26 protein-coding genes are annotated in these 24,624 nt (G+C 69.1%); 18 read left to right on the forward strand and 8 right to left on the reverse strand.

Features of this window, described 5'->3' with window-relative positions; genetic code table 11:
- The 3 genes from ISU10_RS00005 to ISU10_RS00015 form a co-directional block, all read left to right on the forward strand.
- The coding region (locus tag ISU10_RS00005; protein WP_228498991.1) for a hypothetical protein at positions 1-246 on the forward strand (246 nt) is incomplete at its 5' end.
- Between the two features lie 203 nt (positions 247-449).
- Positions 450-818, forward strand: a complete 369-nt coding sequence (locus tag ISU10_RS00010) for an FKBP-type peptidyl-prolyl cis-trans isomerase (RefSeq protein WP_194694312.1) — start codon at positions 450-452, stop codon at positions 816-818.
- Positions 819-875: 57 nt separating this feature from the next.
- On the forward strand, positions 876-1,103 hold the full coding sequence (locus ISU10_RS00015; protein ID WP_370864432.1) for an RNA-binding S4 domain-containing protein: 228 nt from the start codon (positions 876-878) through the stop codon (positions 1,101-1,103).
- Here the strand turns inward: ISU10_RS00015 and ISU10_RS00020 are convergent.
- Entirely contained in the window at positions 1,100-2,365 is a 1,266-nt protein-coding gene (locus ISU10_RS00020; RefSeq protein ID WP_370864433.1) for a DUF445 domain-containing protein, read from the reverse strand. The genes ISU10_RS00015 and ISU10_RS00020 overlap by 4 nt on opposite strands.
- Positions 2,366-2,410: 45 nt before the next feature.
- On the opposite strand from ISU10_RS00020, the gene ISU10_RS00025 reads away from it, so the two are divergent.
- From ISU10_RS00025 to ppk2, 5 genes are all read left to right on the forward strand, one after another.
- Complete coding sequence (locus tag ISU10_RS00025) at positions 2,411-2,833, forward strand: FAD synthase family protein (RefSeq protein ID WP_194694313.1); 423 nt, start codon at positions 2,411-2,413, stop codon at positions 2,831-2,833.
- A gap of 140 nt (positions 2,834-2,973) precedes the next feature.
- Complete coding sequence (locus ISU10_RS00030) at positions 2,974-4,590, forward strand: MXAN_6640 family putative metalloprotease (RefSeq protein WP_194694314.1); 1,617 nt, start codon at positions 2,974-2,976, stop codon at positions 4,588-4,590.
- A 50-nt stretch (positions 4,591-4,640) separates the two neighbouring features.
- Positions 4,641-5,474, forward strand: a complete 834-nt coding sequence (locus ISU10_RS00035; RefSeq protein ID WP_370864435.1) for a ceramidase domain-containing protein — start codon at positions 4,641-4,643, stop codon at positions 5,472-5,474.
- A 25-nt stretch (positions 5,475-5,499) separates the two neighbouring features.
- Positions 5,500-5,955 carry a DUF1579 family protein gene (locus ISU10_RS00040; RefSeq protein WP_194694315.1) on the forward strand — a complete coding sequence of 152 codons (456 nt, stop codon included), beginning with the start codon at positions 5,500-5,502 and terminating at the stop codon, positions 5,953-5,955.
- Between the two features lie 42 nt (positions 5,956-5,997).
- Positions 5,998-6,864, forward strand: coding sequence for a polyphosphate kinase 2 (gene ppk2, locus ISU10_RS00045; protein WP_194694316.1), 867 nt, complete (start codon positions 5,998-6,000; stop codon positions 6,862-6,864).
- A 22-nt stretch (positions 6,865-6,886) separates the two neighbouring features.
- On the opposite strand, the gene ISU10_RS00050 is transcribed toward ppk2, so the two are convergent.
- Positions 6,887-7,267, reverse strand: coding sequence for a VOC family protein (locus ISU10_RS00050; protein ID WP_194694317.1), 381 nt, complete (start codon positions 7,265-7,267; stop codon positions 6,887-6,889).
- Positions 7,268-7,427: 160 nt separating this feature from the next.
- Here ISU10_RS00050 and ISU10_RS00055 point away from each other — a divergent pair, with 160 nt between their 5' ends.
- Complete coding sequence (locus ISU10_RS00055; protein ID WP_194694318.1) at positions 7,428-8,237, forward strand: glycerophosphodiester phosphodiesterase; 810 nt, start codon at positions 7,428-7,430, stop codon at positions 8,235-8,237.
- On the opposite strand, the gene ISU10_RS00060 is transcribed toward ISU10_RS00055, so the two are convergent.
- Positions 8,215-9,831, reverse strand: coding sequence for an ABC transporter substrate-binding protein (locus ISU10_RS00060; protein ID WP_370864436.1), 1,617 nt, complete (start codon positions 9,829-9,831; stop codon positions 8,215-8,217). The two genes, ISU10_RS00055 and ISU10_RS00060, sit on opposite strands and share 23 nt — an antisense overlap.
- Before the next feature lie 335 nt (positions 9,832-10,166).
- On the opposite strand from ISU10_RS00060, the gene ISU10_RS00065 reads away from it, so the two are divergent.
- Positions 10,167-10,898: an MgtC/SapB family protein gene (locus ISU10_RS00065; RefSeq protein WP_370864438.1), complete on the forward strand. Its 732-nt coding sequence runs from the start codon at positions 10,167-10,169 to the stop codon at positions 10,896-10,898.
- 7 nt (positions 10,899-10,905) lie between these two features.
- Positions 10,906-12,549: a glycerol-3-phosphate dehydrogenase/oxidase gene (locus tag ISU10_RS00070; protein ID WP_228498993.1), complete on the forward strand. Its 1,644-nt coding sequence runs from the start codon at positions 10,906-10,908 to the stop codon at positions 12,547-12,549.
- Here ISU10_RS00070 and ISU10_RS00075 read toward each other — a convergent pair.
- Positions 12,546-13,862 carry an SGNH/GDSL hydrolase family protein gene (locus ISU10_RS00075; protein ID WP_194694321.1) on the reverse strand — a complete coding sequence of 439 codons (1,317 nt, stop codon included), beginning with the start codon at positions 13,860-13,862 and terminating at the stop codon, positions 12,546-12,548. The genes ISU10_RS00070 and ISU10_RS00075 overlap by 4 nt on opposite strands.
- A 121-nt stretch (positions 13,863-13,983) precedes the next feature.
- Between ISU10_RS00075 and ISU10_RS00080 the strand changes: the two genes are divergently transcribed.
- Positions 13,984-14,553 (forward strand): TIGR03086 family metal-binding protein, encoded by a 570-nt coding sequence (locus ISU10_RS00080; RefSeq protein WP_194694322.1) that lies wholly within the window; start codon positions 13,984-13,986, stop codon positions 14,551-14,553.
- Between the two features lie 25 nt (positions 14,554-14,578).
- Here the strand turns inward: ISU10_RS00080 and ISU10_RS00085 are convergent, their stop codons facing one another.
- Positions 14,579-16,105 carry an MFS transporter gene (locus ISU10_RS00085; RefSeq protein ID WP_194694323.1) on the reverse strand — a complete coding sequence of 509 codons (1,527 nt, stop codon included), beginning with the start codon at positions 16,103-16,105 and terminating at the stop codon, positions 14,579-14,581.
- A gap of 57 nt (positions 16,106-16,162) precedes the next feature.
- On the opposite strand from ISU10_RS00085, the gene ISU10_RS23930 reads away from it, so the two are divergent.
- On the forward strand, positions 16,163-16,789 hold the full coding sequence (locus ISU10_RS23930; RefSeq protein WP_194694324.1) for a TetR/AcrR family transcriptional regulator: 627 nt from the start codon (positions 16,163-16,165) through the stop codon (positions 16,787-16,789).
- On the opposite strand, the gene ISU10_RS00095 is transcribed toward ISU10_RS23930, so the two are convergent.
- Positions 16,782-17,126: a hypothetical protein gene (locus ISU10_RS00095; RefSeq protein ID WP_194694325.1), complete on the reverse strand. Its 345-nt coding sequence runs from the start codon at positions 17,124-17,126 to the stop codon at positions 16,782-16,784. The two genes, ISU10_RS23930 and ISU10_RS00095, sit on opposite strands and share 8 nt — an antisense overlap.
- 69 nt (positions 17,127-17,195) lie before the next feature.
- On the opposite strand from ISU10_RS00095, the gene ISU10_RS00100 reads away from it, so the two are divergent.
- On the forward strand, positions 17,196-18,059 hold the full coding sequence (locus tag ISU10_RS00100; RefSeq protein WP_194694326.1) for a ScoMcrA-related endonuclease: 864 nt from the start codon (positions 17,196-17,198) through the stop codon (positions 18,057-18,059).
- Between the two features lie 436 nt (positions 18,060-18,495).
- Here the strand turns inward: ISU10_RS00100 and ISU10_RS00105 are convergent, their stop codons facing one another.
- Complete coding sequence (locus ISU10_RS00105; protein WP_228498995.1) at positions 18,496-20,634, reverse strand: DEAD/DEAH box helicase; 2,139 nt, start codon at positions 20,632-20,634, stop codon at positions 18,496-18,498.
- 297 nt (positions 20,635-20,931) lie between these two features.
- The gene (locus tag ISU10_RS00110) at positions 20,932-22,164 is read right to left on the reverse strand and encodes an MFS transporter (protein ID WP_370864441.1); all 1,233 of its coding nucleotides are present in this window, start codon (positions 22,162-22,164) and stop codon (positions 20,932-20,934) included.
- A 73-nt stretch (positions 22,165-22,237) separates the two neighbouring features.
- Here ISU10_RS00110 and ISU10_RS23935 point away from each other — a divergent pair, with 73 nt between their 5' ends.
- From ISU10_RS23935 to ISU10_RS00130, 4 genes are read left to right on the forward strand one after another with little or no spacing between them, the layout of a single operon-like run.
- Positions 22,238-22,753 (forward strand): MarR family winged helix-turn-helix transcriptional regulator, encoded by a 516-nt coding sequence (locus ISU10_RS23935; protein ID WP_194694329.1) that lies wholly within the window; start codon positions 22,238-22,240, stop codon positions 22,751-22,753.
- A complete protein-coding gene (locus ISU10_RS00120) occupies positions 22,750-23,229 on the forward strand; it encodes an SRPBCC family protein (protein ID WP_194694330.1) in 480 nt (159 codons plus the stop codon). The genes ISU10_RS23935 and ISU10_RS00120 overlap by 4 nt, the downstream gene beginning before the upstream one ends.
- A 13-nt stretch (positions 23,230-23,242) precedes the next feature.
- Positions 23,243-24,307: an NAD(P)H-binding protein gene (locus ISU10_RS00125; protein WP_194694331.1), complete on the forward strand. Its 1,065-nt coding sequence runs from the start codon at positions 23,243-23,245 to the stop codon at positions 24,305-24,307.
- Positions 24,308-24,322: 15 nt separating this feature from the next.
- Positions 24,323-24,511 (forward strand): hypothetical protein, encoded by a 189-nt coding sequence (locus tag ISU10_RS00130; protein ID WP_194694332.1) that lies wholly within the window; start codon positions 24,323-24,325, stop codon positions 24,509-24,511.
- Positions 24,512-24,624: the final 113 nt, after the last annotated feature.

The following is a 24,624-nucleotide window of genomic DNA, read 5'->3' on the forward strand; positions in this document are numbered from 1 at the left end:
GGCGACGAAGGCAACCGGCGGCTGCACCACCGCTGGAACACCATGCGCGCCCGGCACAAACGGCACACGGTCGCCACCATCGCCATCGCCCGCGAGCTGCTGGTGCTGGTCCCTGGCCGTGCTCGAGGAGTAAACCCGGCCACCTTGATCTGCTTCGTCGACCCGGACGGTGGCAGCAGCGCCAGGAGCGACCCGCGATGCAGCCATGAGCAGCCGACCCCCACGGCCGGTGACGCTCGACCCTAGACACGCGACCCGCTCCAGCCGAACAGCCCGTCCTGCGGTAACCAACCCGCGCATATCAGCCTGACCGCGCGTCGCCAGACACGCTCACCCACCGCCACGAACGACGAAGCACGAGGCGCCCGCCCCGAGCGATCGGGACGGGCGCCTCACCCTGCCACTTGACAGGAATCGCCTACATATCAGCTGCCTGATAGACACACCCCATGGAGAAGCCTGAGATCGAGTTCCCCGGCGACGAGCCGCCCGCCGACCTGGTGATCACCGAAGTGACAGAGGGGGACGGCGCCGAGGCCACGACCGGGTCCAACGTGTCGGTCCACTACGTCGGCGTCGCGCACTCGACCGGCGAGGAGTTCGACGCGTCGTACAACCGAGGGGCTCCCCTGCAGTTCCGCCTCGGGATCGGTCAGGTCATCGAGGGCTGGGACCGCGGGGTCGAAGGCATGAAGGTCGGCGGGCGCCGACAGCTCGTCATCCCGCCGCACCTCGGGTACGGCGACCGCGGCGCCGGCGGAGTGATCAAGCCGGGCGAGACGCTCATCTTCGTGGTGGACCTGCTCGATGTGAGCTGATCGCGCCGGGGTGTCCGAGCATTTCCTGGCTCGACTCCCGGGGTGGATGATGGGCCGGTGACCGAGAGCCCGCTGACGACCGACGTCCGCATCAGCGACGAGTCCATCAAGCTCGGCCAGTTCCTCAAGCTGGCCGACCTCGTCGAGTCCGGAAGTGCGGCCAAGCCACTGCTCGCCGGCGGGATGGTGCGCGTCAACGACGTGGTCGAGACCCGTCGCGGCCGTCAGCTCGTCAACGGCGATGTCGTCGCCGTGGCACATCGCTCGGTGCGCGTCGTCGCCTAACCGAGGGCCAACGACACGGCGTGGATGATCACGCCGACGATGCCGCCGACGATGGTGCCGTTGATCCGGATGAACTGCAGGTCACGGCCCACGTGAAGCTCGATGCGACGAGCCGCCTCCTTGCCGTCCCAACGCTCGATCGTGTGGGTGATCACGGCCGTCAGCTCCGCGCCGTAGCGGTCGACCGCGAACACCGCCGCTTCGGCGGCCAGGTGATCGAGTCGTTTGCGCAGGTCAGGCTCCTCGACCAGCCGGTGCGCGAACGCCGAGAGCTCGACCTGGGCTCGGACACGTAGGGCACCTTCGGGGTCGGCGAGTGAGGACTGCAGCACGCGTCGCAACGCGCTCCACAGGTCGACCGCGGAGCTGAGCACCTGCGGATGGTCGAGGAGGCGATCCTTGAGCCGCTCGGTGCGCTCCTGCGTCGCGGCGTCGTGGAGCAGGTCGTGGGCCAGCTGGCGCAGCAGCGAGTCGAGGGCCTGACGAGCCTGGTGGTCGGGATCACGGCGGATCTCGGTGAGCCACTCGACCAGCTCTCGGTGCAGGCGCCGGGTGACCGCGCCGTTGAGCCGCGGTGGCGCCCACCACGGCGCCCGCTCCTCGAGCACCTCGGCGAACGTGTCGGGGTTCTCGACCAGCCACGAGCCCACCTCGTCCACGGCGAGGTCGACCAGCCCGCGGTGGAGATCGTCGCGCACGACCTCGTCGAGGAGACTGCCCAGCAGCGGGGAGATCGGCTCCTCGCGAAACCGCGGGACCAGCGCCTCCTGCACGAACCCGGCGATGTGAGCGTCGGTGATCTTTCCCAAGGCGATCGAGGTCACCTCCGCGGTCTCGTGGACCACCTTTCGCGCGTTTACTGGCTCGCTCAGCCATCGCCCGACCCGTAACGAGACGGTCGCCGCTGCCACGCGTTCGCGGATGATCCCCTCCTGGAGGAAGTTCTCCCCCACGAACTCCTGCAATCCCCGGCCCAGCTCGTCCTTGCGCTTGGGAATCAGGGCCGTGTGGGGGATCGGCAGCCCCAGCGGGTGCTTGAACAGAGCGGTCACCGCGAACCAGTCGGCCATCGCACCGACCATCGAGGCCTCGGCGCCAGCGTTGACGAACCCGACCCAGCCGTCGTGACCTCGCGTGACGACGTAGACGACCGCTGCGAACACCAGCAACCCCACCGCGATGGTGCGCATCTTGCGCAGCCCACGACGACGCGCCTCGTCGGCGGCGGGATCGGGGGTGATCATCGAGATGGCGCTGGCCACCTTGCGATTGTTGCCCACGTCGGGAGGGCTGCCAGAATCGCGGCCATGTCCGAATCTGGGCCGCGCTCCCGCCCGCGCACCGTGATCACCTTCGGCACCTACGACGTCTTCCACGTCGGCCACCTCCGCATGATCGAGCGTGCCGCTGCCATGGGCGACCGGCTGGTCGTGGGCGTCTCGGCCGACGCCCTGAACCTCAGCAAGAAGGGTCGCGAGCCGGTCTTCACGCAGGCCGAGAGGCTCGAGATCGTGGCCGCTCTCAAGGTCGTCGACGAGGTCTTCATCGAGGAGAGCCTGGAGCTCAAGCGGCACTACATCGAGCAGCACGCCGCCGACGTACTCGTGATGGGCGACGACTGGAAAGGGCGCTTCGACGAGTTCGCCGACGCGTGCGAGGTCGTCTACCTGCCTCGCACACCTGCCATCTCCACGACGGCACTGATCGAGAAGATCTCCGCGGGCGAGTGAGCTCTCGCGAGCCTCGAACCTTTCGCCCCGTCCGGACGGCGGGCCGACTAGTGTGGGGGCGACCCCTTCGGGTCAATGACCGCCGGCCGGCTCGGGCACACGACGCTCGGCCGACGCCCTCGACGATGGGACCTCACACGATGCGCCGCACTCTCGCCACCGGCCTGGTGGCCCTGAGCCTGGCCCTCACCGCCACCCCCATGCTCGTCGCGTCCGCCGCCGACGGCGGCGCCCGCACGAGGCACGCCGCGCCGACCGCCGCGCAGTCCCACGTCCCGGGCGGCACTGCCGCCCAACGTGCGACCGCCGCGCTCGCGCGCGCCCGAGCGCTGTTCGCCAACACCCCGGCCGACAAGCACGCGCAGGGCCCCGGAGCCAACCGCGCCGGGAGCGACGCGACGCTGGCGATGCTGAGCCTGTTCCGTGCGCTTGACGACCTGTCCCCGGCGCAGCGCCAGGAGGCCCGCGCGATCCTGGCCCGGCCCACCGACGGCAAGCTCAAGGACCAGGACTACTACCGGACCAAGTCGGTCAAGCTGTGCAGCGGCAACATCTGCATCCACTGGGTCAAGACCACCTCCGACCGGCCGCCGAGCAAGGCCTGGGTGGGCAAGATGCTCCGCCTGATGAACACCGTGTGGCGCAAGGAGGTCGGACACCTCGGCTACCGCCGTCCGATCAGCGACAACGGTCGCGGCGGCAACAACAAGTTCGACGTCTACCTCAAGAACCTCGGCAACAAGGGTCTCTACGGCTACTGCGCTCCCGAGCGCACCAAGCCGGGGTTCCGCTACGTGGCCAACGGCTACTGCGTCCTCGACAACGACTTCTCGTTCGAGGAGTTCGGCACGGCCCCCATGCGGGCGGCACGGGCCACCGCCGCCCACGAGTTCTTCCACGCCATCCAGTTCGGCTACGACTACGCCGAGGACCTCTGGATGATGGAGGCCACCGCGGCCTGGATGGAGGAGGCGGTCTTCGACGCGGTCAACGACAACCGCCAGTACCTCCCCGCCGGGCAGCTCTCGACCCCGTGGATCCCGCTCGACTGGTCCGACATCGACAGCCAGCCCGCGACGATCTACGCCAACTGGGTGTTCTTCGAGTTCTTGAGCCAGACGTTCGGTCGCAACATCGTCCGTAACATCTGGAGCAAGTCCGGCGCTTTCGCAGGGGCACCCGACATGTACTCCGCGCAGGCGATCACCAGCGTGCTCAAGGGCAGGGGCGGGTTCGCCAAGACCTACGCCCGGTTCGTCGGCGCCAACCTGCTGCCCGCGACGTATTACCCCGAAGGCGACATGTGGCCCTCGCCCGGGCTCATGGAGGAGCCGACCGTCTTGACCTCCGGCAGTCGCACGACCGGGCAGAAGGGCGACGCCGGGCTCTTGCACATGTCGTCGGTGAGCTGGCGCGTCGACTCGTCGGCGACGCTCACCGGCGCGCAGTTCGGCCTCCGCGTCGACGTCGACGGTCCGAGCTCCTTCCGGATGCCCGCGGCCTACGTCCAGGTGCTCGGCCACGACGGACACCTCACGCGGCACTACGTCCAGCTCGATACCAACGGTGACGGCACCGTGACCGTGCCCTTCGACTACACGACGGTGGCCTCGGTCTACGTGTCCCTGGTCAACGCCTCGACCCGGTTCAAGTGCCACAAGACCTACGTCTACTCCTGCCAGGGTCTGCCCATCGACGACGGCCAGAGCTTCCACGGCCAGCCCTACACCTTCACCGCATCGGTGATCGAGAGCTGACGCCGACAGCGGTCGACAGGACACCGCTTGCCGTCACGGCCACGGCAGCGGTGATCTCTGTCGGCTTGCTGGTGCTCGCGGTCCAGCACGGCTGGCTCGGGCCTGATGTGGGTCGTGGTGCCGGGTTCTGCGAGGTGCCGCACGACCGCGGCGGCCCGTTCGGCAACTGGGTCCAGCCGGCCAACAGCGTGTCCAACGCGGGCTTCGTCGTCGCGGGCCTCGCGGTGGCGTGGCGGGCGGGGCGGCCCCGATCGTTGGGAGACGTGCTCCCGAGGCTGCGCAGCCTGCCGACGGCGTTCGCCGTGGTCACAGTGCTGCTGGGTCCCGCCAGCGCGGCCATGCACGCGACGGGATCCGCTGTCGGGGGACGCCTCGACCTGCTGAGCATGTACCTGATCGCCTCCTTCGCCGCGGCGTACGCCCTCCTGCGCCTGGTCCGCCGGGGAGTCGGCTTCTTCTACGGCGCCTTCCTGCTCCTGGTCACGGCCTGCGAGATCGTCGGCACGATCGACGCGGACGTGCCTGTCGTCCACGTCGCCGGCAACCTCGGGTTCGGCGTCCTCCTCGTGGCGGCGATCGCGATGGAGGTCGTGCTGTGGCGCCGCGCAGTCGGCACGTCGGTCAACGTCTCGGCCGGCGCCCGGACCGACCTGCGCTGGGGCGCCGGTGCGGTTGCGGCCATGGTGGTGGCCTTCGCGATCTGGAACCTCGCGCAGGGGCCGTGGTGCGACCCGACCTCGTGGATCCAGGGACACGGTGCGTGGCACCTGCTGTGCGCGGCGGCTGCCTACCTGCTGTTCCTGCTCTACGCGAGCGAACGGGTCACAGAACCATTGCGATCCGCGGCTCCCGGGTCACGATCGGGCGCTCCGCTGGAGCACTGAGGGCGGCCATCTCTACCTTCGCTCCATGGGACCGCATGACTTCGACTTCTGGATCGGGGACTGGGACGTCCTCGGCCCCGCCGGCAAGGTCGCCGGCCACAACACGATCACCGCGATGTTCGAGGGCCAGACCGGCGGCATGCTCCACGAGCACTGGCGCGGCAACGGCGGCGTCGAGGGTCGCAGCATCAACGGCTACGACGCGTCGCGGGGCTGCTGGCACCAGACCTGGATGGACTCCACGGGTGGCGTGCTCATGCTCGAGGGCGGGCTCGTCCCCAGTGACTCGGGCGAGGACGCCATGGTGCTCGAGGGCTGGGCACCCGCCGACGACGACGACCTCGGCCGCGTCGACCGACAACGGATCACCTGGACCCGCAACGACGAGGGTGCCGAGGTGCGCCAGGTGTGGGAGACCTCGGCCGACGACGGCAAGACGTGGACCGTGGCCTTCGACGGGCGCTACCACCGTCGGAGGTGAGACGACCTCGACAACTGCGAACGGCGCGAGCACTGTGACCCCATGACTGCCTCGCACCTGCCGGAGGGCGCCAACGACGTCGGGCGCATCGAGGGTGGGTCGATCACCGACCGTCCGTCGTCCTACACCAAGTCGGGCAAGCTCAGGTCCGTCGTCTACGACGCGGAGATGGAGCGGCTCCAGGAGCAGTTGGTGCTGCTGCAGTACTGGATCCAGAGTCAGGGCCTGAAGGTCCTGGTGATCTTCGAGGGGCGAGGCTCGGCCGGCAAGGGTGGCGTGATCAAGACCATCACCGAGCGCACCTCACCGCGCACCGTCCGCGTCGTGGCGCTGCCCAAGCCCACCGAGCGCCAGCGCACGCAGTGGTACTTCCAGCGCTACGTCGAGCACCTGCCCGCAGCCGGCGAGATGGTGCTGTTCGACAGGTCCTGGTACAACCGCTCGAACGTCGAGTGGGTGATGGGCTACTGCACCGAGGAGGAGCACCAGGAGTTCCTGCGCTCCTGCCCCGAGTTCGAGCGGATGCTGGTGCGGTCGGGCATCCGGGTGATCAAGTACTGGTTCTCGGTGAGCTACGAGGAGCAGCGCCGCCGGTTCGAGGCGCGCAACGCGGAGCCGCTCAAGCGGTGGAAGCTCAGCGACATGGACCTCGCTGAGCACGAGCTGTACGTCAAGTACTCGATGGCCAAGGACACCACCTTCCAGTACACCGACATCAAGCAGGCCCCCTGGTACGTCGTGCCCTCCGACGACAAGAAGGCCGCCCGGCTCAACTGCATCAACCACCTGCTCAGCCAGTTCGACTACGTCGATGTCGCACCCGACGTCGTGGAGCTGCCGGTGATGCGCGAGCTGCCCTACGTGCGCCCGCCGATGCACGAGCAGACGTTCGTGCCGAAGCTGTTCTGAGGCGAGGCCCTGTCCCGCGGCGTCACCACTCGATGGGCTGCACCTCGCTAAGCCCGTAGACCCGGCCGTCGGGCCCCCTGAAGTGCTGGATCGCGTAGTTGAGGCCGGAGTGCCGGCTCACCCCTCCCAGCAGCTGCAGCCCGGCGGCCACCGCGGCCTTCGACGCGGACTCGATGTCGTCGACCTGGAAGCCGAACGCCGACCCGTCGTTGAACCCGTAGGGCGGCACGGCCCAGGGTGCGTAGAGATCCAGCATCGTGCCGTTGCGCATCAGGTAGAGGCGACGTCCGGGCTCCCACATCAGCGGGTGCAGTCCCAGCGTCTTCTCGGCGAAGTCCTCCATGGCGATGAAGGCAGGCGGCTCCAGCATCAGGGCATGCCAGGCGATCCCGTCGACCCGCATGGCGTCCTCCTCGGTGTGGCGGCTGGTCGCACCCCACCTTGTCGGCGCCGAGCTCGGCTGACCGTCAGCGCGATGACATTTCTGCGGCGACTCACACCGATTCCGGAGGACTGGTGGCAGTTGGGTTTCCGGGGCCGCCGTGCGCCACCACACTCCCGGCATGCGGCCGCAGATCGTCGCCCACCGCGGTGCCAGCGACGAGCTGGCAGAGCACACCCTGGGCGCTTACCAGAGGGCACTGGAGCTCGGCGTCGACGCCCTCGAGTGTGACGTCAGACTGACCTCCGACGGACACCTGGTGTGTGTCCACGACCGCAACGTGCGGCGTACGACCAACGGTGTCGGCGTGGTGTCGAGCATGGAGCTGACCGAGCTCGCCGAGCTCGACTTCGCGGCCTGGCGGAGGTCGCCGCCCGACGGTCCGGCGGAGACTCCCGACTTCGACGCGGAACGCGACGGGGTGCTCACCTTGAGGCGGCTGTTCGAGATCGTCGCGGCGCAGGAGCGACGGGTGGAGGTGGCCGTCGAGACCAAGCACCCCACGCGCTACGCAGGCGAGGTCGAGCGCGCGCTCGTCGGTCTGCTCGAGGAGTTCGGCTGGAACACCGCCGACTCGCCCGTGCGGGTGATGAGCTTCTCCTACGTGGCCCTGAGGCGGGTGCGGCGCCTGGCTCCCACCATGCGCCCGGTGATGCTGTTCGAGCACGCGCGTCGCTGGCCAGCCCTGCGTCCGCTGGTCGGCCACGACTGGATCGCGGGTCCCGGCATCGACACGCTGCGCAAGAACCCCGGGTTCGCGCGCCGGCTCGTCGAGTCGGGTCGCGAGGTCCACGTGTGGACGGCCAACACCGAGGCCGAGGTCCAGACGTGCCTGGACCTCGGCGTAGGTGCCATCATCACCGACCGGCCGAGTTTCGTGATCGACCGCGTCGGCTCGATGTCGGGTCCTACTGGACCGAGACCTTGTTGAACTTGTAGGAGCCGAGCGGGAGGTACTTGGAGGGTTCGAGGCCGTTGACGTTGGGACCGTACCCGTCGACCTGCTGGCGGAAGCCCCAGACGATCAGGCCACCCTCGTTGTACTCGATCTCCTGGGCCTGGTGGAGCAGCTCGGCGCGCTTGGCCTCGTCGAGCTCCTGGGCGGCGGCGTTGACCAGGTCACGGTGATCGGCGTTGTCCCAGTGGGTCTCGTTGTAGGTGCCACCCTGGTCGGGCGGGAAGGTGCCGACCACCGCCTGTGGGATGTAGTTGCGGGTGTTCCAGAAGTCCTGGGCGAAGGTGTACTGGAGGTACTGGTCGTCGTAGAACGGGGTCTTCTTGGTCACCTTCACGTCCACGCCGGCCGCCTTGGCCTGCTCCTTGAACAGGTTCGCCGCCGCCGGTGCCACCGACCCGATGTCGTCTCCGGTGAACAGCTCGACCTGCAGGCCCTCCTGCCCGGCCTCCTTCAGCAGCGACTTGGCCTGGTCGATGTCCTGCTCACGCTGCGGCAGGTCCGCGGCGTAGGCGACGTCGAACGGGGCGTACATGTCGTTGCCCAGCGACCCGTAGCCCGACAGGGTCTGGTCGATCATCTGTTGCCGGTCCACGATCAGCCGCATCGCCTGCCGGACCTTCACGTCGTTGAACGGCGCCTGGTCGACCCGCATCGTGAACGGCACCCAGGCACCGGTCTCGGAGACCAGCGCCCCACCACCGGCACCCTTGATGGTGTCGATCAGGTTGTAGGGCAGGTTGTCCACCGTGTGGATCTGACCGGCCTGCAGCGCGTTGACCTTGGCCGAGTCGTCGGCGAAGTCCTGGATCTGCAGCTCGTCGACGAATGCCGCATCACCCCAGTAGTCGGCGTACTTGGTGAACGTACTGGCCTTGCCAGGCTCGAACGCCTTGAAGGCGAACGCACCCGTCCCGACCGGGTTCGCGACGTCGAAGTCGGTCGGGATGATGCCCAACGTGTACTCCGCGAGCAGCGAGTCCAGCAGCGCGTAGGGAACCTTGAGCACCAGCTGCAGCGTGGCCGGGTCGACCACCTTGCAGGCGTCGAAGTCGAGGATGGTCGAGAGCTGGCCGCCGGCCGAGAGCGGCGCCTCGGGGTCGGCGACCCGCTGGATGCTGAACCACGCATCGTCGGCCGTGACGTCCTTGCCGTTGTGGAAGGTCACACCTTGACGCATCTTGATCGTCCAGGTCTTCGCGTCGTCCGAACCCTCGATGGACTCCGCGAGCGCGGGCTCGAGCTCGTAGTTGTTGTTCCAGAAGAACAACGGCTCGAACAGGTTGCTCACCCGCGCGATGTCCGGGTTCGTCACCGGTGCGTGCGGGTCCAACGTGTCCTTGGACCCACCACCAGTCGCCCCGTGGATCAACACACCACCCGAGCCCTGCGGACCACCCCCACCGTTCCCGTTGCCACCGCCGTTACCGCCGCCGTTGCCGCCGTCATCACCGCCGCACGCAGCCAAGAAGCTCCCGCCCCCCACCGCGGCCGCGCCGATCCCCGAATACCTGAGCAGCTGACGACGAGAGAACTCGAAACGAGGGCCTTGCGGACGAACCTGGTTCACTTTGTGACTCCTCAGTTGCCTGGACAGGACGGTTCACAGCCTCGCCCGAACCCACGTCCATGCCTATGTCCAGGGCCCAATTCGGTGTACCTGACGCAACGCAGTGCGTATCACGCAACTTTCGGTAGACACCGATTTGAGCTGTTCTGACCGTGAGGACTCCTGCTTGGACGACAGGCGCGGTCATACTCGACTGCGCCGCGCGCGAGCAGGACGTCCCATCCAGGGGGCCAGTGCCAGCCGGTCCGTTCCCGGGCCCGCGCACGCATGCAAGAGGTCGCGACGCACCGCTCAGTCCAGGACGCACGGTGCCGGAAGCTGGGAGCTGTGTGTCGGTGAACATCGAGATCTGGTCAGACACGGCCGCGACCGAGGTCGTGCTCCTGAGCCTGTCGGTGGTGCTGTGCGGCATCGTCGGTCTCGAGCGGCAGATCTCGCAGAAGAGCGCCGGGATTCGCACCGTCACGCTCGTGGGCATGGGATCCGCCGGGTTCACACTGGTGTCTGCCTTCGGGTTCAACAACGTGTTCGAGGTGGGTGAGGCCACCAACCTCGACCCTTCGCGGATCGCGGCGCAGATCGTCTCCGGCGTCGGCTTCTTGGGTGCGGGCGTCATCTTCATGCGCCGCGACGTCGTTCGCGGACTCACGACAGCCGCCACCATCTGGGTGTCCGCTGCGATCGGCATGGCCTGCGGTGCCGGGATGGTCGCGCTGGCCATCGCGTTGACCGTCTTTCAGCTGTTGGCGGTGGTGGTGCTGGCGCCGTTGGGACAGATGCTGCCCGCCTCACCTCGGAAACGGACCGTCGAGATCCGCTACGTCGACGGCCGCGGAGTGCTGCGCGAGGTGCTCCGGACCGCCGGAGACATGGGTTTCCACGCCTCCATCGGACAGGCACGCCAGGTCAAGGCCCTCGGCGGAACCGGGCCGTCGGTAGCCGTGAGCATGCACTTCCGCGGCCGCCATCCGATGACGGGACTGATCGCTCAGCTCACCCAGCTGCAGGACGTCGAAGAGGTCCGCGTGCACAAGCAACCGAGCGACCTGGACGACGGCGATGCTTGATTCCGCGTTGTCTCCGAGACGCCGCGCCGCCGCTCTCGAGAGCCTGACGGCCGAGACTCTCGACGTGCTCGTCATCGGTGGCGGAGTCGTCGGAGGCGGGTGCGCCTTGGACGCCGCATCCCGCGGCCTGCGGGTAGGGCTGGTGGAAGGAGCCGACGTCGCCTCGGGAACCTCCTCTCGCTCCAGCAAGCTCATCCACGGCGGACTGCGCTACCTCGAGATGCTTGACTTCGCGCTCGTCGCCGAGGCGCTGGGCGAGCGACAGCGGCTGCTCACCGACATCGCACCTCATCTGGTGAGGCCGGTGACCTTCCTCTACCCCCTGCGAGGCAAAGGCTGGGAACGCCTCTACGTCGGAGCAGGGCTGCAGCTGTACGACGGTCTGGCCAGGTGGCGTGGCGGGGCATCCGCACACCTGCCCCGCCACCGCCATCTCTCGCGCCGTGAGGTGGGGCGTGTCGCGGGCGCCCTCAAGCCGGGCACCTACGTAGGCGGCATCCGCTATCACGACGCCCAGGTAGACGACGCCCGCTTCACGCTGTTCCTCGCCAGGACCGCCGCCGCATTCGGTGCTCACGTGGTCACCCGTTGTCGCGCCGACGGTCTGGTACGCGAGGGCGGTCGCGTCGTGGGCGCACGGCTGAGGGACCTGGAGGATGGCAGCTCCGTCGTCGTGCGGGCCCGACAGGTCATCAACGCCACAGGGGTCTGGGCAGACGAGCTCGGCCGAGATGCACCGTCGGCGCCGACGGTCAAGGTCCGGGCGAGCAAAGGCACCCACATCGTGGTCCCACGCGACCGGATCGACGCCGACGGAGGCATCATTGCCCGGACCCCGTCGTCGGTCCTCCTCGTGATCCCCTGGGGCTCGGACCGATGGCTGATCGGCACGACCGACACCGACCTGCCCCACGGCGAGGCCCTGGACGCTCCCCTCCCGACCGAAGCGGAGATCAACTACCTTCTCGACCAGATCGGCGCGCTCCTGACCCGCCCGCTGGCGCGTTCGGACGTGATCGCGTCCTTCTCCGGCGTCCGGCCCCTGGTCAGTGGCACGGCGCAAACCTCCAAGCTCTCGCGCGAGCACGTGGTCACCGTCGACGAACCTGGCCTCGTCTCGGTCCGGGGTGGCAAGTTCACGACGTACCGGCTGATGGCCAAGGACGCCGTGGACCAGGCAGCGGCGGCACTCATGGAGGCGACGGGGGCCGTGCACCCGTCATCGTGCACGGACCAGATCCCGCTCGTGGGCGCCGAGGGACTGGCCACGCTGCTGTTGGCCGCCAGCAGGGGGGCGTTCCCGGGGCACGGAGTGTCCGCCAGGTGGATCGACCACCTGCTGAGCCGTTACGGGTCCTTGGCCCGAGACGTCGTCCGTCTCACCACCGATGACCGGGCCCTGGGTGAGCCGTTGCAGAACGCGGCCGGCTACCTGCGTGCCGAGGTCGTCTATGCGGTCACCGAAGAGGGAGCCCTGCACCTTGACGACGTGATGCTCAGGCGCACGCGCATCGGTGTCGAGTACCCGGACAACGGCATCAGTGCGGCGACCGAGGTCGCCGCACTGATGGCTCCGCTGCTGGGCTGGGACGCACGAGAGGTCAGTTCTGAGATCGACCGCTACCTACGGACCACCGGGGTGCCCGCCTAGGGTTGAAGCACCATCTTCGGCTCGCCGAGCGAGGTCAGGCCCTTCTCCCCCGTCTGCTCGCAGCGGCCTCCACGGACGTTGCCGCCGTTCCAGGCCTGCCGGAGGCAGTTCCGCATGGCCATCTGCCCGAAGTAGTTCGCATGAGCGGACTCCTTGGAGGAGTAGGCATTGGTGTAGGGCGTAGGGGCCCCTGGCCTGGCAGCGACGACCCACTCCAGGAGGTCGACTGCGCGGGGGCTCTTCCACGATGACAGCGCGGAGTACATCTCGAGCTTGCCTGCAGGTCGCTCGCACAGCCGATGCCCCACGAGGGCCTTTTGCATGTCGAGCAGGTGGACCTTGGGGAACCAGCCGTTATCCGCGTAAGCCTTGATCGTGCTGTAGGCGTTCTTCACGCCGTCGTTGATGGTGCCGAGGACCACGTCGTTGAGCCAGGTGGCGTCGGCGTTGTACAGGGGGCACCCCCCATAGATGATGCGGCTGTTTCCGGCCGTGTCGAAGTCGCGCTCGGGCCAGTCGAACCCGTCACCTCGCGGGATCGAGGACCAGTAGGTCTGCATGATGATCTGGTAATCGGTGTTGTCATACCCAGCCTCGACCATCGCGTTGCGAATACGCGCGATCGCATCGACGATGTCTTGGGTGATGGCGGCCTGGTTCGCCGGGGACAGGACGTCGGTCACATCTGCCTCATCGACACCTGAGTTGCAGTAGTTCGGTGTCAGCATCCACTGCCAGGTGAACCAGTACCTCTCCACGCATCTGGCGACGATGTCGGCAAAGTTGTAGTCGTTGGCGCTCACGCCGACGAGGATCGCCTTCACGTTGTGGGTCCGGGCATAGTCCTCGAGCATCTGGACCTGACCCACTCGCTGCTGGCCGTTGACCACTGCTGACTGCGAGTCGAGGCCTGGCTTCCACGGGTCGTTGGCATCGGTGCTCGTGATGTTGTAGGTCGTGGTCATCGAACCCGAACATGCCAGGTTCTTGCTGATGAGTCCTCCGCCGATATGGACCTCGGCCGAGTCAGACCGGTGGCAGGTGGGAATCTCCTCGGCGAGACCCACCGGCGAACCTGGCAGCTTGAAGTCGTTGTAGACGCCGTTGCCGACATCGACACCCGCTGCCTGCTGGTCCAGCCGGCCACCCGCCCATCGACCCCCCTCACCAGAGATCGACGAGTCGCCCATCGAGACGATGGCCGGTGGCCCCACCCCCGGACCATCTGCCTGGGCGGGAGGCGTGACGGCAAGCGACAAGCCGACGCCGGCCAGCAACACGGAGCAACAAAGAATCTTGTGATGAACTGTCATGACCGCACCGTCCTGTCACTCTGCTCACGGTCGCAAGCAAATCTGTGCCACAGACACCAGTTCCAGGTTCGCCGCTGCCGGGCGGGCAGTCGTCGAGGTCCGGCGCGGCTAGCGTCGCTCCATGGCAATCCCTACCGATCCCATCGAGCGACACCGCGCCATCGCGAACGGGTTCACCGCGCGGGCTGAGTCGGTGACCGACTGGGACTCCCCTACTCCCGTCGCCGAGTGGACCACCCGCGACGTCGTCGGTCACCTCGTCGAGTGGTTCCCGTCGTTCCTGGAGCACGGCACCGGCATCAGGTTGCCGAGCGTCCCTGACCCGCACGAGGACCCGGTCGGCGCCTGGCGCCAGCATGCCGCCAACGTCCAGGCGGTGCTGGACGACCCGGACAGCGCCGACCGGGTCCTCACGGACCAGCACACCGGCGAGGTGCCACTTCTCGAGGCGATCGACCGCTTCTACACCTCCGACGTCTTCATGCACACCTGGGACCTCGCCCGCGGTGCTGGGCTCGACGACCGGCTCGACGCCGACGAGTGTGCCCAGCTGCTTGCCGGCATGGAGCCGATCGCCGACGTGCTGGCGGGCTCCGGGCAGTACGGCGAGCGCGTGCCCGTCCCCGACGACGCAGACGCCCAGACCCGGATGCTCGGCCTGATCGGGCGTGACCCGGACTGGTCGCGCTAGCCGCGCCGGCACGTCCACAGAGACCTCAGGCGGGGACGGGCACCGCCTCGGTGAGCTGGTCCTCGTGGGGTGCGCGGAACCCGCGGCCCGGCAGCGCGACCGCACCGACGGCTGCACCGAGTAGGCAGAGCAGCCCCACCACGAGGCTCGAGGTGTGCAGGCCGGTCATGAAGGCGTCCTGCAGGGCGCTGGCCAGGTCCGGCTGTCCGGCAGAGATGGCGGTGGCTGCGCCGACGGAGTCCTTGGCCTGGGCCAGGATGTCGGCCGGCAGTCTGCCCCAGGCACCTTCGGCGAGGTTGGCCGCGTAGACACTCGAGAAGACCGAACCCACGACCGCGACACCGAGCGTGCCACCCAGCTCACGGGTCGCGTCGTTGACCGCCGAGCCGACGCCGGCACGGGCGGGCGGCAGCACCAGCAGGATCGACTCGGTCGCGGGCGTCGAGATGAAGCCCATGCCCAGGCCCATCATCACCATCTGGGGCACGATCACGGTCGCGTACGACGCGTCGACGGCGACGGTCGAGATCCAGACGAACGACGTCCCGAACAGCAGCAGTCCCGTCGTCACGACCGCCTTGGTGCCCAGGCGCGGGGCCAGCACGGCCCCCACGACCGACGCGACGGCAATGCTCAGGGCCACGGGCAGGATGCGCGCACCCGTGGAGAGAGCGCCGTACCCCCGGACGAACTGGAAGTACTGCGTGATCAGGAAGATGAACCCGAACAGGGCGAAGAAGGTCACCGTCACCGCGCCGCTCGCCGCGCTGAAGCGCCGGTCGCGGAACAGGCTCAGGTCGAGCATCGGGTGGGCGGTACGACGCTCGACGACCACGAACGCCAGCAGGAGCAGGGCACTGAGCGCGAACCCGCCCAGGGTGCGTCCCGACGACCAGCCGTGGGCGGGCGCCTCGATGATCGTGTAGACGAGGGAGCCGAGCATCGCGACCGACAGGCCCAGTCCGGGAAGGTCGAGCCGCGGCACGTCGGGGTCGCGCGACTCGGGGACCAAGACGTACGCCGCTGCCGCGGTCAGCAGCGCCAGCGGCACGAGCGCCCAGAAGACGCTGCCCCACGCGAAGTGCTCGAGCAGCACGCCACCGGTGACCGGGCCTGCGGCCACGCCGATGCCGACGACGGCGCCCCAGACGCCGAGCGCCGCAGCACGCTCGCGTCGGTCGCGAAAGGTGTTGCTGATGATCGACAGGGTGGTCGGGAAGATCACCGCCGCGGACATGCCCATCGCCACCCGGGCCGCGATCAGGGCGCCGGCCGAGTCGACCATCGCGCCCACGGCGCTGGCCCCGGCGAACGCCACCAGGCCCAGGATCAGGGCGGGCCGGCGTCCGTAGCGGTCGGACAGGCTGCCGGCGGCGAGCACCAGCGCGGCAAAGGCGAGGTTGTAGCCGTCGACGATCCACTGCAGGGAGCGGGTGCCGGCGTCGAGGTCGGTCGAGATGCTCGGCAGCGCGACGTTGACGATCGTGGTGTCGAGGTTGATGGCAAGCACGGCCGCGCAGACCGTGAGCAGGATCGGGAGTCTGGATCGCATGTGGACAGTGTCCACATCAATGTAACCAGTGTCAACATCTACCGGTAGGATGGACCCGTGCCATCTGCTCGCGCCGCTTCGAAGCCGTACCACCACGGCAACCTCCGCGCCGCCCTCGTCGAGGCGGGGGCGGAGCTGGCCCGCACGGCCGGGCCCGACGGGGTAGTACTGCGCGAGGTCGCCCGGCGTACCGGCGTCTCCCACAACGCGGCCTACCGCCACTTCGCCGACCGCGACGAGCTGCTCTCCGCGATCGCCACCTTGGCCAACGAGCAGCTCGAGCAGGCCATGCAGCGTCGCATCGACGAGGTCGAGGAGTCCGACCCGGATCGTCGGGCGAGGGCGCGGCTGAGGGCGACCGGCCGCGCCTACGTCGAGTTCGCGCTGAGCGAGCCCGGCCTGTTCAACGTCGCCTTCTGTCCGACCGAAGCTGCCGACAGCTCGCCCGACGAGGCAGCGCCCTACCTGTTGCTGGGCCACGTGCTCGACGAGCTCGTCGAGGCTGGCGCCCTCTCCCCCGACGACCGCCCAGGCGCCGACGTGGCCTGCTGGTCGGCGGTGCACGGCCTGTCCGTGCTGTTGCTGGACGGCCCGCTGAGAGCGCTCTCTGCCGAGGAGCGCAGGGGTGTCCTCGAGAAGCTGATCGCGACCGTCGAGCGCGGCCTGACCGGCTCGCTCAGCTGAGCGCGGGCAGCCGCGCGAGGATCCCAGCCGGATCCGGGGTCTCGATGAGCAGCTCGTCGTACTTCTGGTCGCGGAGCACGACGTAGACGGCCGGACGGTTGCGGCGCAGCGCGACAAGCTGGCGGTGTCCGCGCGAGATCCAGCGGCCGAGCAGCCACACTCCGGGTAGCCCCAGTCCGACACGCAGCCCCCTGAGGTCCTCGCGCCACGAGCCGACCTGCCGCGCCCCTCTGACGGCCGATACGGGCACCTCGTAGTCACGAACCAGGCCGAGCACCTTCTCGCGAGTCGGGAAGGTGACGCGCAGGGTCAGACCGTCGACGGTGATGGTGGCCACGGACCCATCTTCCCCCTAGATCAGGACTGGCCGACCACACCCGGGGGACCCTGACGTATCGTCGCGGTCGTGCCGCGATTCGCAGCTGTCAGCCGTCATCACGTCACTAGTGCGTTGGACGAGTACGACGCACCCGGACGCGAGGAGTTCGTCGTGATGCACGGTGGCCGCGCCTACGGCGCCCAGGCGGTGCTCAGCGCCGCGCACGAGAAGGCCACCGGGTCGGCGGTGTCCGACTGGGATTGGACGAGCAAGGACCAGGCGGCACGCATCCTCCGCGAGCTGGGCTTCCGGGTGCTCGCCGGAGACGACCCCGAGGCCGTCGTCCCGGTCACGGGCGCATGGCGTGAGACCAGCGACGTCGGGCCAGAGGCGACGCGCGAGGCCTGGGCCGCGGCGGCTCGCGACCGGCTCCTGGAAGCAGCCCGGCGCTACCGGGCCACCGTGCAGCCGGCCGAGCTGGCCATCGAGGTGCAGCGTCGCAGCGGCATCCGCACCCGTCAGCTCTGGCACCACTGGCTCGACGAGGTGCTCGGCCTGGTCGCACTCGAGAGCTCCCGGCTCGAGGAGCCGCTGCTGGTCTCGCTGTGCGCCGACGATGCCGGCCGCGTGACCGACGGGTACGCCGTCGCCGTGCGTGCGGCCTACGGAGAGCGGCCCGAGCACCCCAACGCCCACGCTGCCAACGAGCGGCTGGAGTGCTACCGCTACTTCGAGGCCGCGGGGCTGCCGGCCGACGGCGGCAGCGTCGAGCCGCCCAAGATGGCGCCCGCTGCTCGGGCGACGGCGACCCGCACCGGCACCCGACGCACCGCTGCACCCAAGGCACCAGCGGTCAAGAGGCCGACCAAGCCCGCCGACCGTCCACCCGAGATCTGCCCCACCTGCTTCATGGCCATCCCTCGTTCGGGAGTCTGCGACAACTGTGGCTGAGCTGAGACGCGCAGCGGCGTAAGCAAGCCCCGCGGCTCCTCACCCGCTGGTTGAGGAAGGCGCGCTAGCGCCAGTCTCGAAACCCGGTGAACGCTCAGCCACTGGCCCACGGGGCTTCGAGACGGTTGCTAGCGCAACCTCCTCAACCACCGGCGCCAGTCTCGAAACCCGGTGAACGCTCAGCCACTGGCCCACGGGGCTTCGAGACGGTTGCTAGCGCAACCTCCTCAACCACCGGCGCCAGTCTCGAAACCCGGTGAACGCTCAGCCACTGGCCCACGGGGTTTCGAGACGGTTGCTAGCGCAACCTCCTCAACCACCGGCGCCAGTCTCGAAACCAGACGAGTTGCGCGCCTTCGATGGTTTCGAGAGGGTTGCTAGCGCAACCTCCTCAACCACCGGAACGCGGTCTCGACAAGCTCGACCACCGATGGCGCTAGCGGTTGAGCAGTGCCTCGGTGAGCAGGGCAACCAGCGCCTCGACCTGGACGTCGACGGAGGATGCGTCGATGTCTTGTCCGTCCAGGGCGCGGGCGGCGAGCCCGGCCTTGCTGTCGATCAGCTCGGCGACCTTGGTGTCGATGGTCTGGGCCGCGATGATCCGCCAGGCGGTGACCGGCTCGTCCTGACCGATGCGGTGGACGCGGTCGATCGCCTGGGTCTGCTCGGCGTCGGTCCACGACAGCTCGGCGAGCACGAGGTTGGAGGCGACCTGGAGGTTGATGCCGACTCCCGCAGCACTCAGGGAGCAGACGATCACCGACACTTCGGGATCCTCGACGAACTCCTTGATGTTGCGCTCGCGAGCTACGCGGGTCTGGTCGCCGCGGATGCTGGAGTAGCGCAGACCGCGCCGCTTGAAGGTCTCCTGCGCGGCGTCCATCACGTCGATGTGCTTGGCGAAGAAGACGACCTTGCCGACGTTGCGCGCCAGCTGGGCTGCATAGTCGGCGGCCAGACCGGCCTTGGCCTGGCCGATCCGCCGCATCATGCCGAAGACGTTCTCGCCGCTCGACTCCTCGGAGGAGTCCTCGCGCTCCCACGTCGCCACGCGGCGTACGAGCTCGTGGTCGATGCCGTCATCGTCGAGGTGGGCCTCACCGCGGCGGGTCGCCAGGGCCGACTCGTAGCGGGCCACGAGGCGGCGGGCCAGCTCGGCCTCGGCCTCGCGGATCGAGCGTCCCATCTCGTCGTCGAGCTCGACGGGGATGTCGGCGATGCGGCGCGCGGGGATGTCCTTGGCGACGTCGACCTTGCGGCGACGCACGATGCCCTGGCTGACCACGCAGCTGCGAGCCGCGCGGTAGAAGCCGGGGTCGGCGGGGGTCAGTCCGGTCTCCTCCAGGGCGTCCATCAGGCTGCCGAGGGGCTTCTTGTCGTCGACCCAGCCGAGGTACTCCCAGATCGCCTGGAAGTCCTCGATGTCGTTGATCAGCGGTGTGCCGGTCAGCGCGAACAGCAGCGGACGACCGGTGCGCGCCCGGATGCGGTCGGCGACGTTGAGGACGTTCTGGGACCGCTGGGAGGTCTTGTTCTTGATGAAGTGGGCCTCGTCGACGACCATGCCGCGGAAGCCGAAGTCGCCCAGCCAGCCGACGTGGCGGTCGAGCACCTCGTAGTTGACGACCACGATGTCGGCGAACCCGTTGATGTCGTGGCCGTCGCCATGGATGACGGTCGAGGTGCGGTGGGGCACCCAGATGCCGGCCTCGCGGGCCCAGTTCATCTTCACCACGTTGGGGACGACGGCCAGCAGCGGGAACGCATCGGTGGCCTCGGCCGCCAGCAGTGCCTGCGCCGTCTTGCCCAGGCCGGGCTCGTCGGCCAGCAGGAACGTGCGGTGACCGTCGGCAGCGGAGGCAACCACCTCGGCCTGGTGCTTCATCAGCTGCAGCGCGCCGGGCAGCATCACCTCGCGCGCCTCGGGCAGCGGCATGGTGGTCGAGGCGCCGTTGCCGACCTCCTCGAACGAGCGGAACAGCGGCCCGAGAAGCTCCCAACCGGCCAGCCGACGCGCCTGGCCCCGGTTGTGGGAGGACGCGGTGAAGTCGGGGACGAGGAACGGGTTGGCCAGCTGGCGCGCGAGCACGGACTGCGGGACCACCCGTCGCTCGGTGGGGAGGGCGAGCGGGTCGGGCTCCTCGACCTCGTCCTCCGCGACCTCGACACCGGCCCGCTCCAGCATCGCCTTGCGCATCTCGGAGGCCTGGTCGGAGACCTTGGCGTCCTCGGCCAGCAGCGAGAACAGCGAGGGCTCACGAGCGGCGGTCTGCGCGAGGATGGTCGCGATGCCGTCGAGTCGCTTGAGCTCACCGTCGCGCTTGGCCTCTGTCATCGTCGTGTCCGACCTGACCCGGGCGCGCTCCTCGCGGGCGAGCAGCGCGACAGCCTGGAACCTGGAGCGCACGGAGACGGCCTGCCCACGCTCGACGGCGGACTCGATCTCGCGCACGGCGCGCGCCAGGATCGGGATCAGACCCTCGTTGTCGAGGGGCCGGGTGCGTCCCGAACCTTGGCGTCCGTTCGTACGGCGCTGCGCGGACCGTTGGCCCTGACGCTGGCGACTTCGAGCCAACTGCTCTCCTCCCACGGGCCCGGGCTTCCCCGGGCTGACCCTTGTTGGGTCGGTCGGCATGCAGGTCGTCGCACCCTCCGTGGGCGACTGCTCGGCGAGCTTGCTGCTTGGGGTGCTCGGGAGCCCGTCAGTTGCAGACGCTCCGGTCGGGAGATGGCCCGGCCGGCCTGGGCGGCCGACGGACGAGGACCGCTGGGGCGGTCCGACCTGTTGCTCCGGTCAGCATAGCCCTCAAGAAGAGCGGTGTCCCAAAGTGCGGCGCTCCCGTCCCACCGAACTGCGGCTGGACTGATCCGGTCACGCGTCGGACGGGATCTCCTCCGGGGCACGCCGCTGGAGTCGTCGTACGTCCGGAGACAGCAGGGCGAGCAGCGACGAGCCGCCCATCACCAGGCCGACCACGACCAGCCATCGATCCAAGCCCACGCCGGCGGCCACCGGTCCTGTCAGTGCCAGCCCGAGCGGTCGCGCCACGAAGGAGCCGACCAGGTCGAAGGAGTAGACGCGGGCCAGCTTGTCCTCGGCGACGTTCTGCTGGATGGACAGGTCCCAGTTGACGCTGAACAGCTCCAGCCCGAACCCGTGGAGGAACGCGCCGAGGAGCAGCACGGTCAGCTGGTCCGAGAGCGCCATCGCCAGCGGGAACGCGGCGGTCAACGAGAGCAGCGCGGTGCCGGCGTACAGCCCGTGCCGCGGCTGCCATCGCAAGGACACCAGCCCACCGACCATGAAGCCGACCATCAGCGCGGCGAGGGCCCATCCCCAAGCCGCGCGCCCCAAGCTGTCGCCGACCACGATCGGCCCGAGCACGGACTGCGCCCCACCGAAGAACAGGTGGTAGAGCAGGGCCTGCCCGATCAGCAGCCACAGCCAGGTATGGCGGAAGACCTCGGCAGCGCCCGCGCGGAGGTCGCGCACCAGGCTCGGACGGGACTGCGGAGCGGGAGGTGCCGCCACCCGGATCAGGCCGAAGCAGACCGCAGCCACGGCGTAGGTCGCCGCGTCGATCGCGACGGCCCACCCGCTCCCGAAGGCGGCGACGAGGATCCCCGCGAGCGAGAAGCCCAGCACCTGCGCGGCGTTCTGGCACAGGCGCCGGCCGGCAACGGCTCGCGGCAGGTCCTCGGCAGGCACCGTCTGACGCGTCATCGCCGACGAGGACGGGCCGGCCAGCGCTCCGAGACAGCCGTTGGCGACGCCCACGACCGTGAGCAGCGGGATGGACGCCCACCCGCCGATCAGCGCCACGGCCACCACGCCTTGGGTCAGGAAGCCCGCGGCCGACGACCCCTGCATCATCAGCTGACGCGGCAGCCGGTCTCCCAGTACGCCGCCGAACAGCACGGTGACCACCTCGGCCATCGCGTACGCCGCCACGACGAGCCCGAGGTCAGTCGCGGACCCGCCGAGGTCGAGGACCGCGAAGGCCAGGGCCACGGGTGCGATCGACCCGCCGAGGCTGCTCACCGTCGCGCCGGTCACCAACCATCGGTAGTCGCGGTGCCGCAGCAGCCCCCAGAAGCCGTTCACGCGGCGCGACATTACTTCGCTGGCGAAGTATTCGTCAACGAAGTAGTGGGCGGCCCATCACTACGATGTGCTCGTGCCCGAGACCGACTGGACCGACCGACATGTCGCGCGCTGGCGCTCGCACTGGGTCGACATCCACTTCGATGACGAGGTCGAGGCCGTGGTCACCAGGATCAGCAGGCTGCAGCGGTTCCTCAAGGGGACGATCCAGACGGCAGTCGCCGAGGTCGGGATCCAGGACTTCGAGTACGCAACCCTGCACTCCTTGATGATCCGCGACACTCCCGGCACCGCGTCACCGACCGACCTCGCCGAGGACCTCGGCGTCTCGGGTGCCGGGATGACGGGGCGGTTGGACGGCTTGGAGAAGGCCGGCTGGGTACAGCGAAACCCTTCGCCCGACGATCGACGCCGGGTCGTCGTCGAGATCACCCGGTCCGGCGCAGAGATCTGGAGGAAGGCGATGGCGCTGCGCGGCGCACAGGAGGAGGAGCTCGTGGCCGTGCTCTCCGACCGCGAGCGTGCCCAGCTCAGCCGGCTCCTCAAGAAGCTCACGCTCTGGACCGAGGCCCCGAGAGAGGTCCAGTGACGAGGTTCTCCGTGTCCACGACCTCGCGCGCGACCGTCGAGGCCAGCCGGCAGCGCGTGTGGGACGCACTCACCGACACCGGCCTGCTCTCGCGACTGACGCCGTACCTGCGCAGGATCGACGCCTCGAGCAGCCCGGACAGCGTCCGCTGGACCTGGCACCTGGTCCAGATCCCGCTGCTGGGCTCGATGGTCTCGCCGTCCTTCACCGAGGTGATGACCTTCGACGAGCCGTCCCGCATCGACTTCGCGCACGACCCCGCCCGCGCCGAGGAGAAGGCGGGGGTCGAGGGTCGCTACACCCTCGTGGAGGCGGGCGGAGCCACCGACCTCAGCATCGAGCTCGCCATCACGGTCGACCTGCCGTTTCCGAGGTTGGCGCGTCCGGCCGTGCAGGCGGCGATGCACGCCGTCGTCGCCACGATGGGCGTCAGGTTCTCCCACAACCTGGTGCGCCACCTGAAGCGGACCTCATGATGTGGGCCTCCTGATGCGGATCGTGGTGCTCGGTGCGACCGGGTACGTCGGGTCGCGCCTGGTCCCCCAGCTACTGGAGGCAGGGCACGAGGTCGTCGCCGCCTCGTCATCAGCCACGCAGCCTGGGCGGTTCTCGTGGTCCGATCAGGTGACCTGGCGGCAGTGCGACGTGACCGACCGGAGAGCGGTGGCGAAGGCGCTGCGCGACGCCGATGGCGTCTGCTACCTGGTGCACAGCCTGAAGCGACGCGGGTTCGCCGACCGCGACCGGCTCGGCGCGACCCACGTACGCGATGCGGCTTCATCGACCGGCGTACGCCGGATCGTCTATCTCTCCGGGCTGGTCCCCAGGCTCGACCGTGGTGAGGGACTCTCGGCTCACCTCGCGTCGCGGCTCGAGGTGGAGCAGATCCTGGCGGCCGCGGACTGCTCCACGCTCAGCCTGCGGGCGGGAGTCGTGATCGGGGCCGGCTCGACGTCCTACGAGGTGGTCAGACAGCTCGCCTCCTTGCTGCTGGTGCAGCCGGTGCCGTCGTGGATGCGCACGAGCGTGCAGCCGGTCGCCGTGTCCGACGTACTGCGAGCTCTGGTCGCGGCGTTCGACGACGGAGCGCCCGAGGGGGACCTCGACCTCGGCGGTCCTGACGTGCTGCGCTATCCCGACCTGCTGGCGGCGTACTCCCGCGCGGCCCTCCTCCCCCGCCTCCGCGTGCCCGTGCCGATCGCACCGGTCGCGGCCGTCGGTGTGACCACCGCACTCCTGGTCGGTGCGCCGTTCCACACCGTGACCGCCCTGGTCGACAGCCTGCGCCACGACATGGTCTGCCGCCCCGACCACCAATGGAGTCCTGGCGAGCAGCCGTTCCTCGGCGTCGAGGAGGCCCTGGCCCGATCCCTCGGCCTGCATGGTTGCGACGTACCCGAGGCGCCCCTGGCCAGCGACCCGGCCTGGACCCGGATGCGCGCCCCCGTGTTCGACGAGCTGCACGCACCGACCGTCGTGCGCGCCGGCGCCAGCCTGGCCCTGCGGCGGCTTGCCGACGTGCGCGGCGTGTTCCGCAACGCCGCCGGCCTTTGAACGTACGGTGACCTGGTGACCACCACTCCCGTCGCCGGGCCGACAGCAGCCCAGGTCATCAACCAGTCGTGCGCCGTGCCCGCCAAGGGCGGCCTGCCCCCGTGCGACAACTGCGGAGCCACCATGCGCTGGGAGACCTCTCACCAGCGATGCGACCGTTGCGGCTACATCGTGCCCTGCTGCGAGGGTTCGCCTCTCGGCTGAGAGCCGTTCCCCAATGGATTACCCGGCCGGCCGGGGATTTCATCACTTGCGACCCCCACGGCCGCATCACGACCGGCAAACGGCTGCCGTTGGGGTCACAAGTACTGCGTACG

It is taken from the genome of Nocardioides agariphilus, assembly GCF_015352445.1.
Classification (GTDB): Bacteria; Actinomycetota; Actinomycetes; order Propionibacteriales; family Nocardioidaceae; genus Nocardioides; species Nocardioides agariphilus.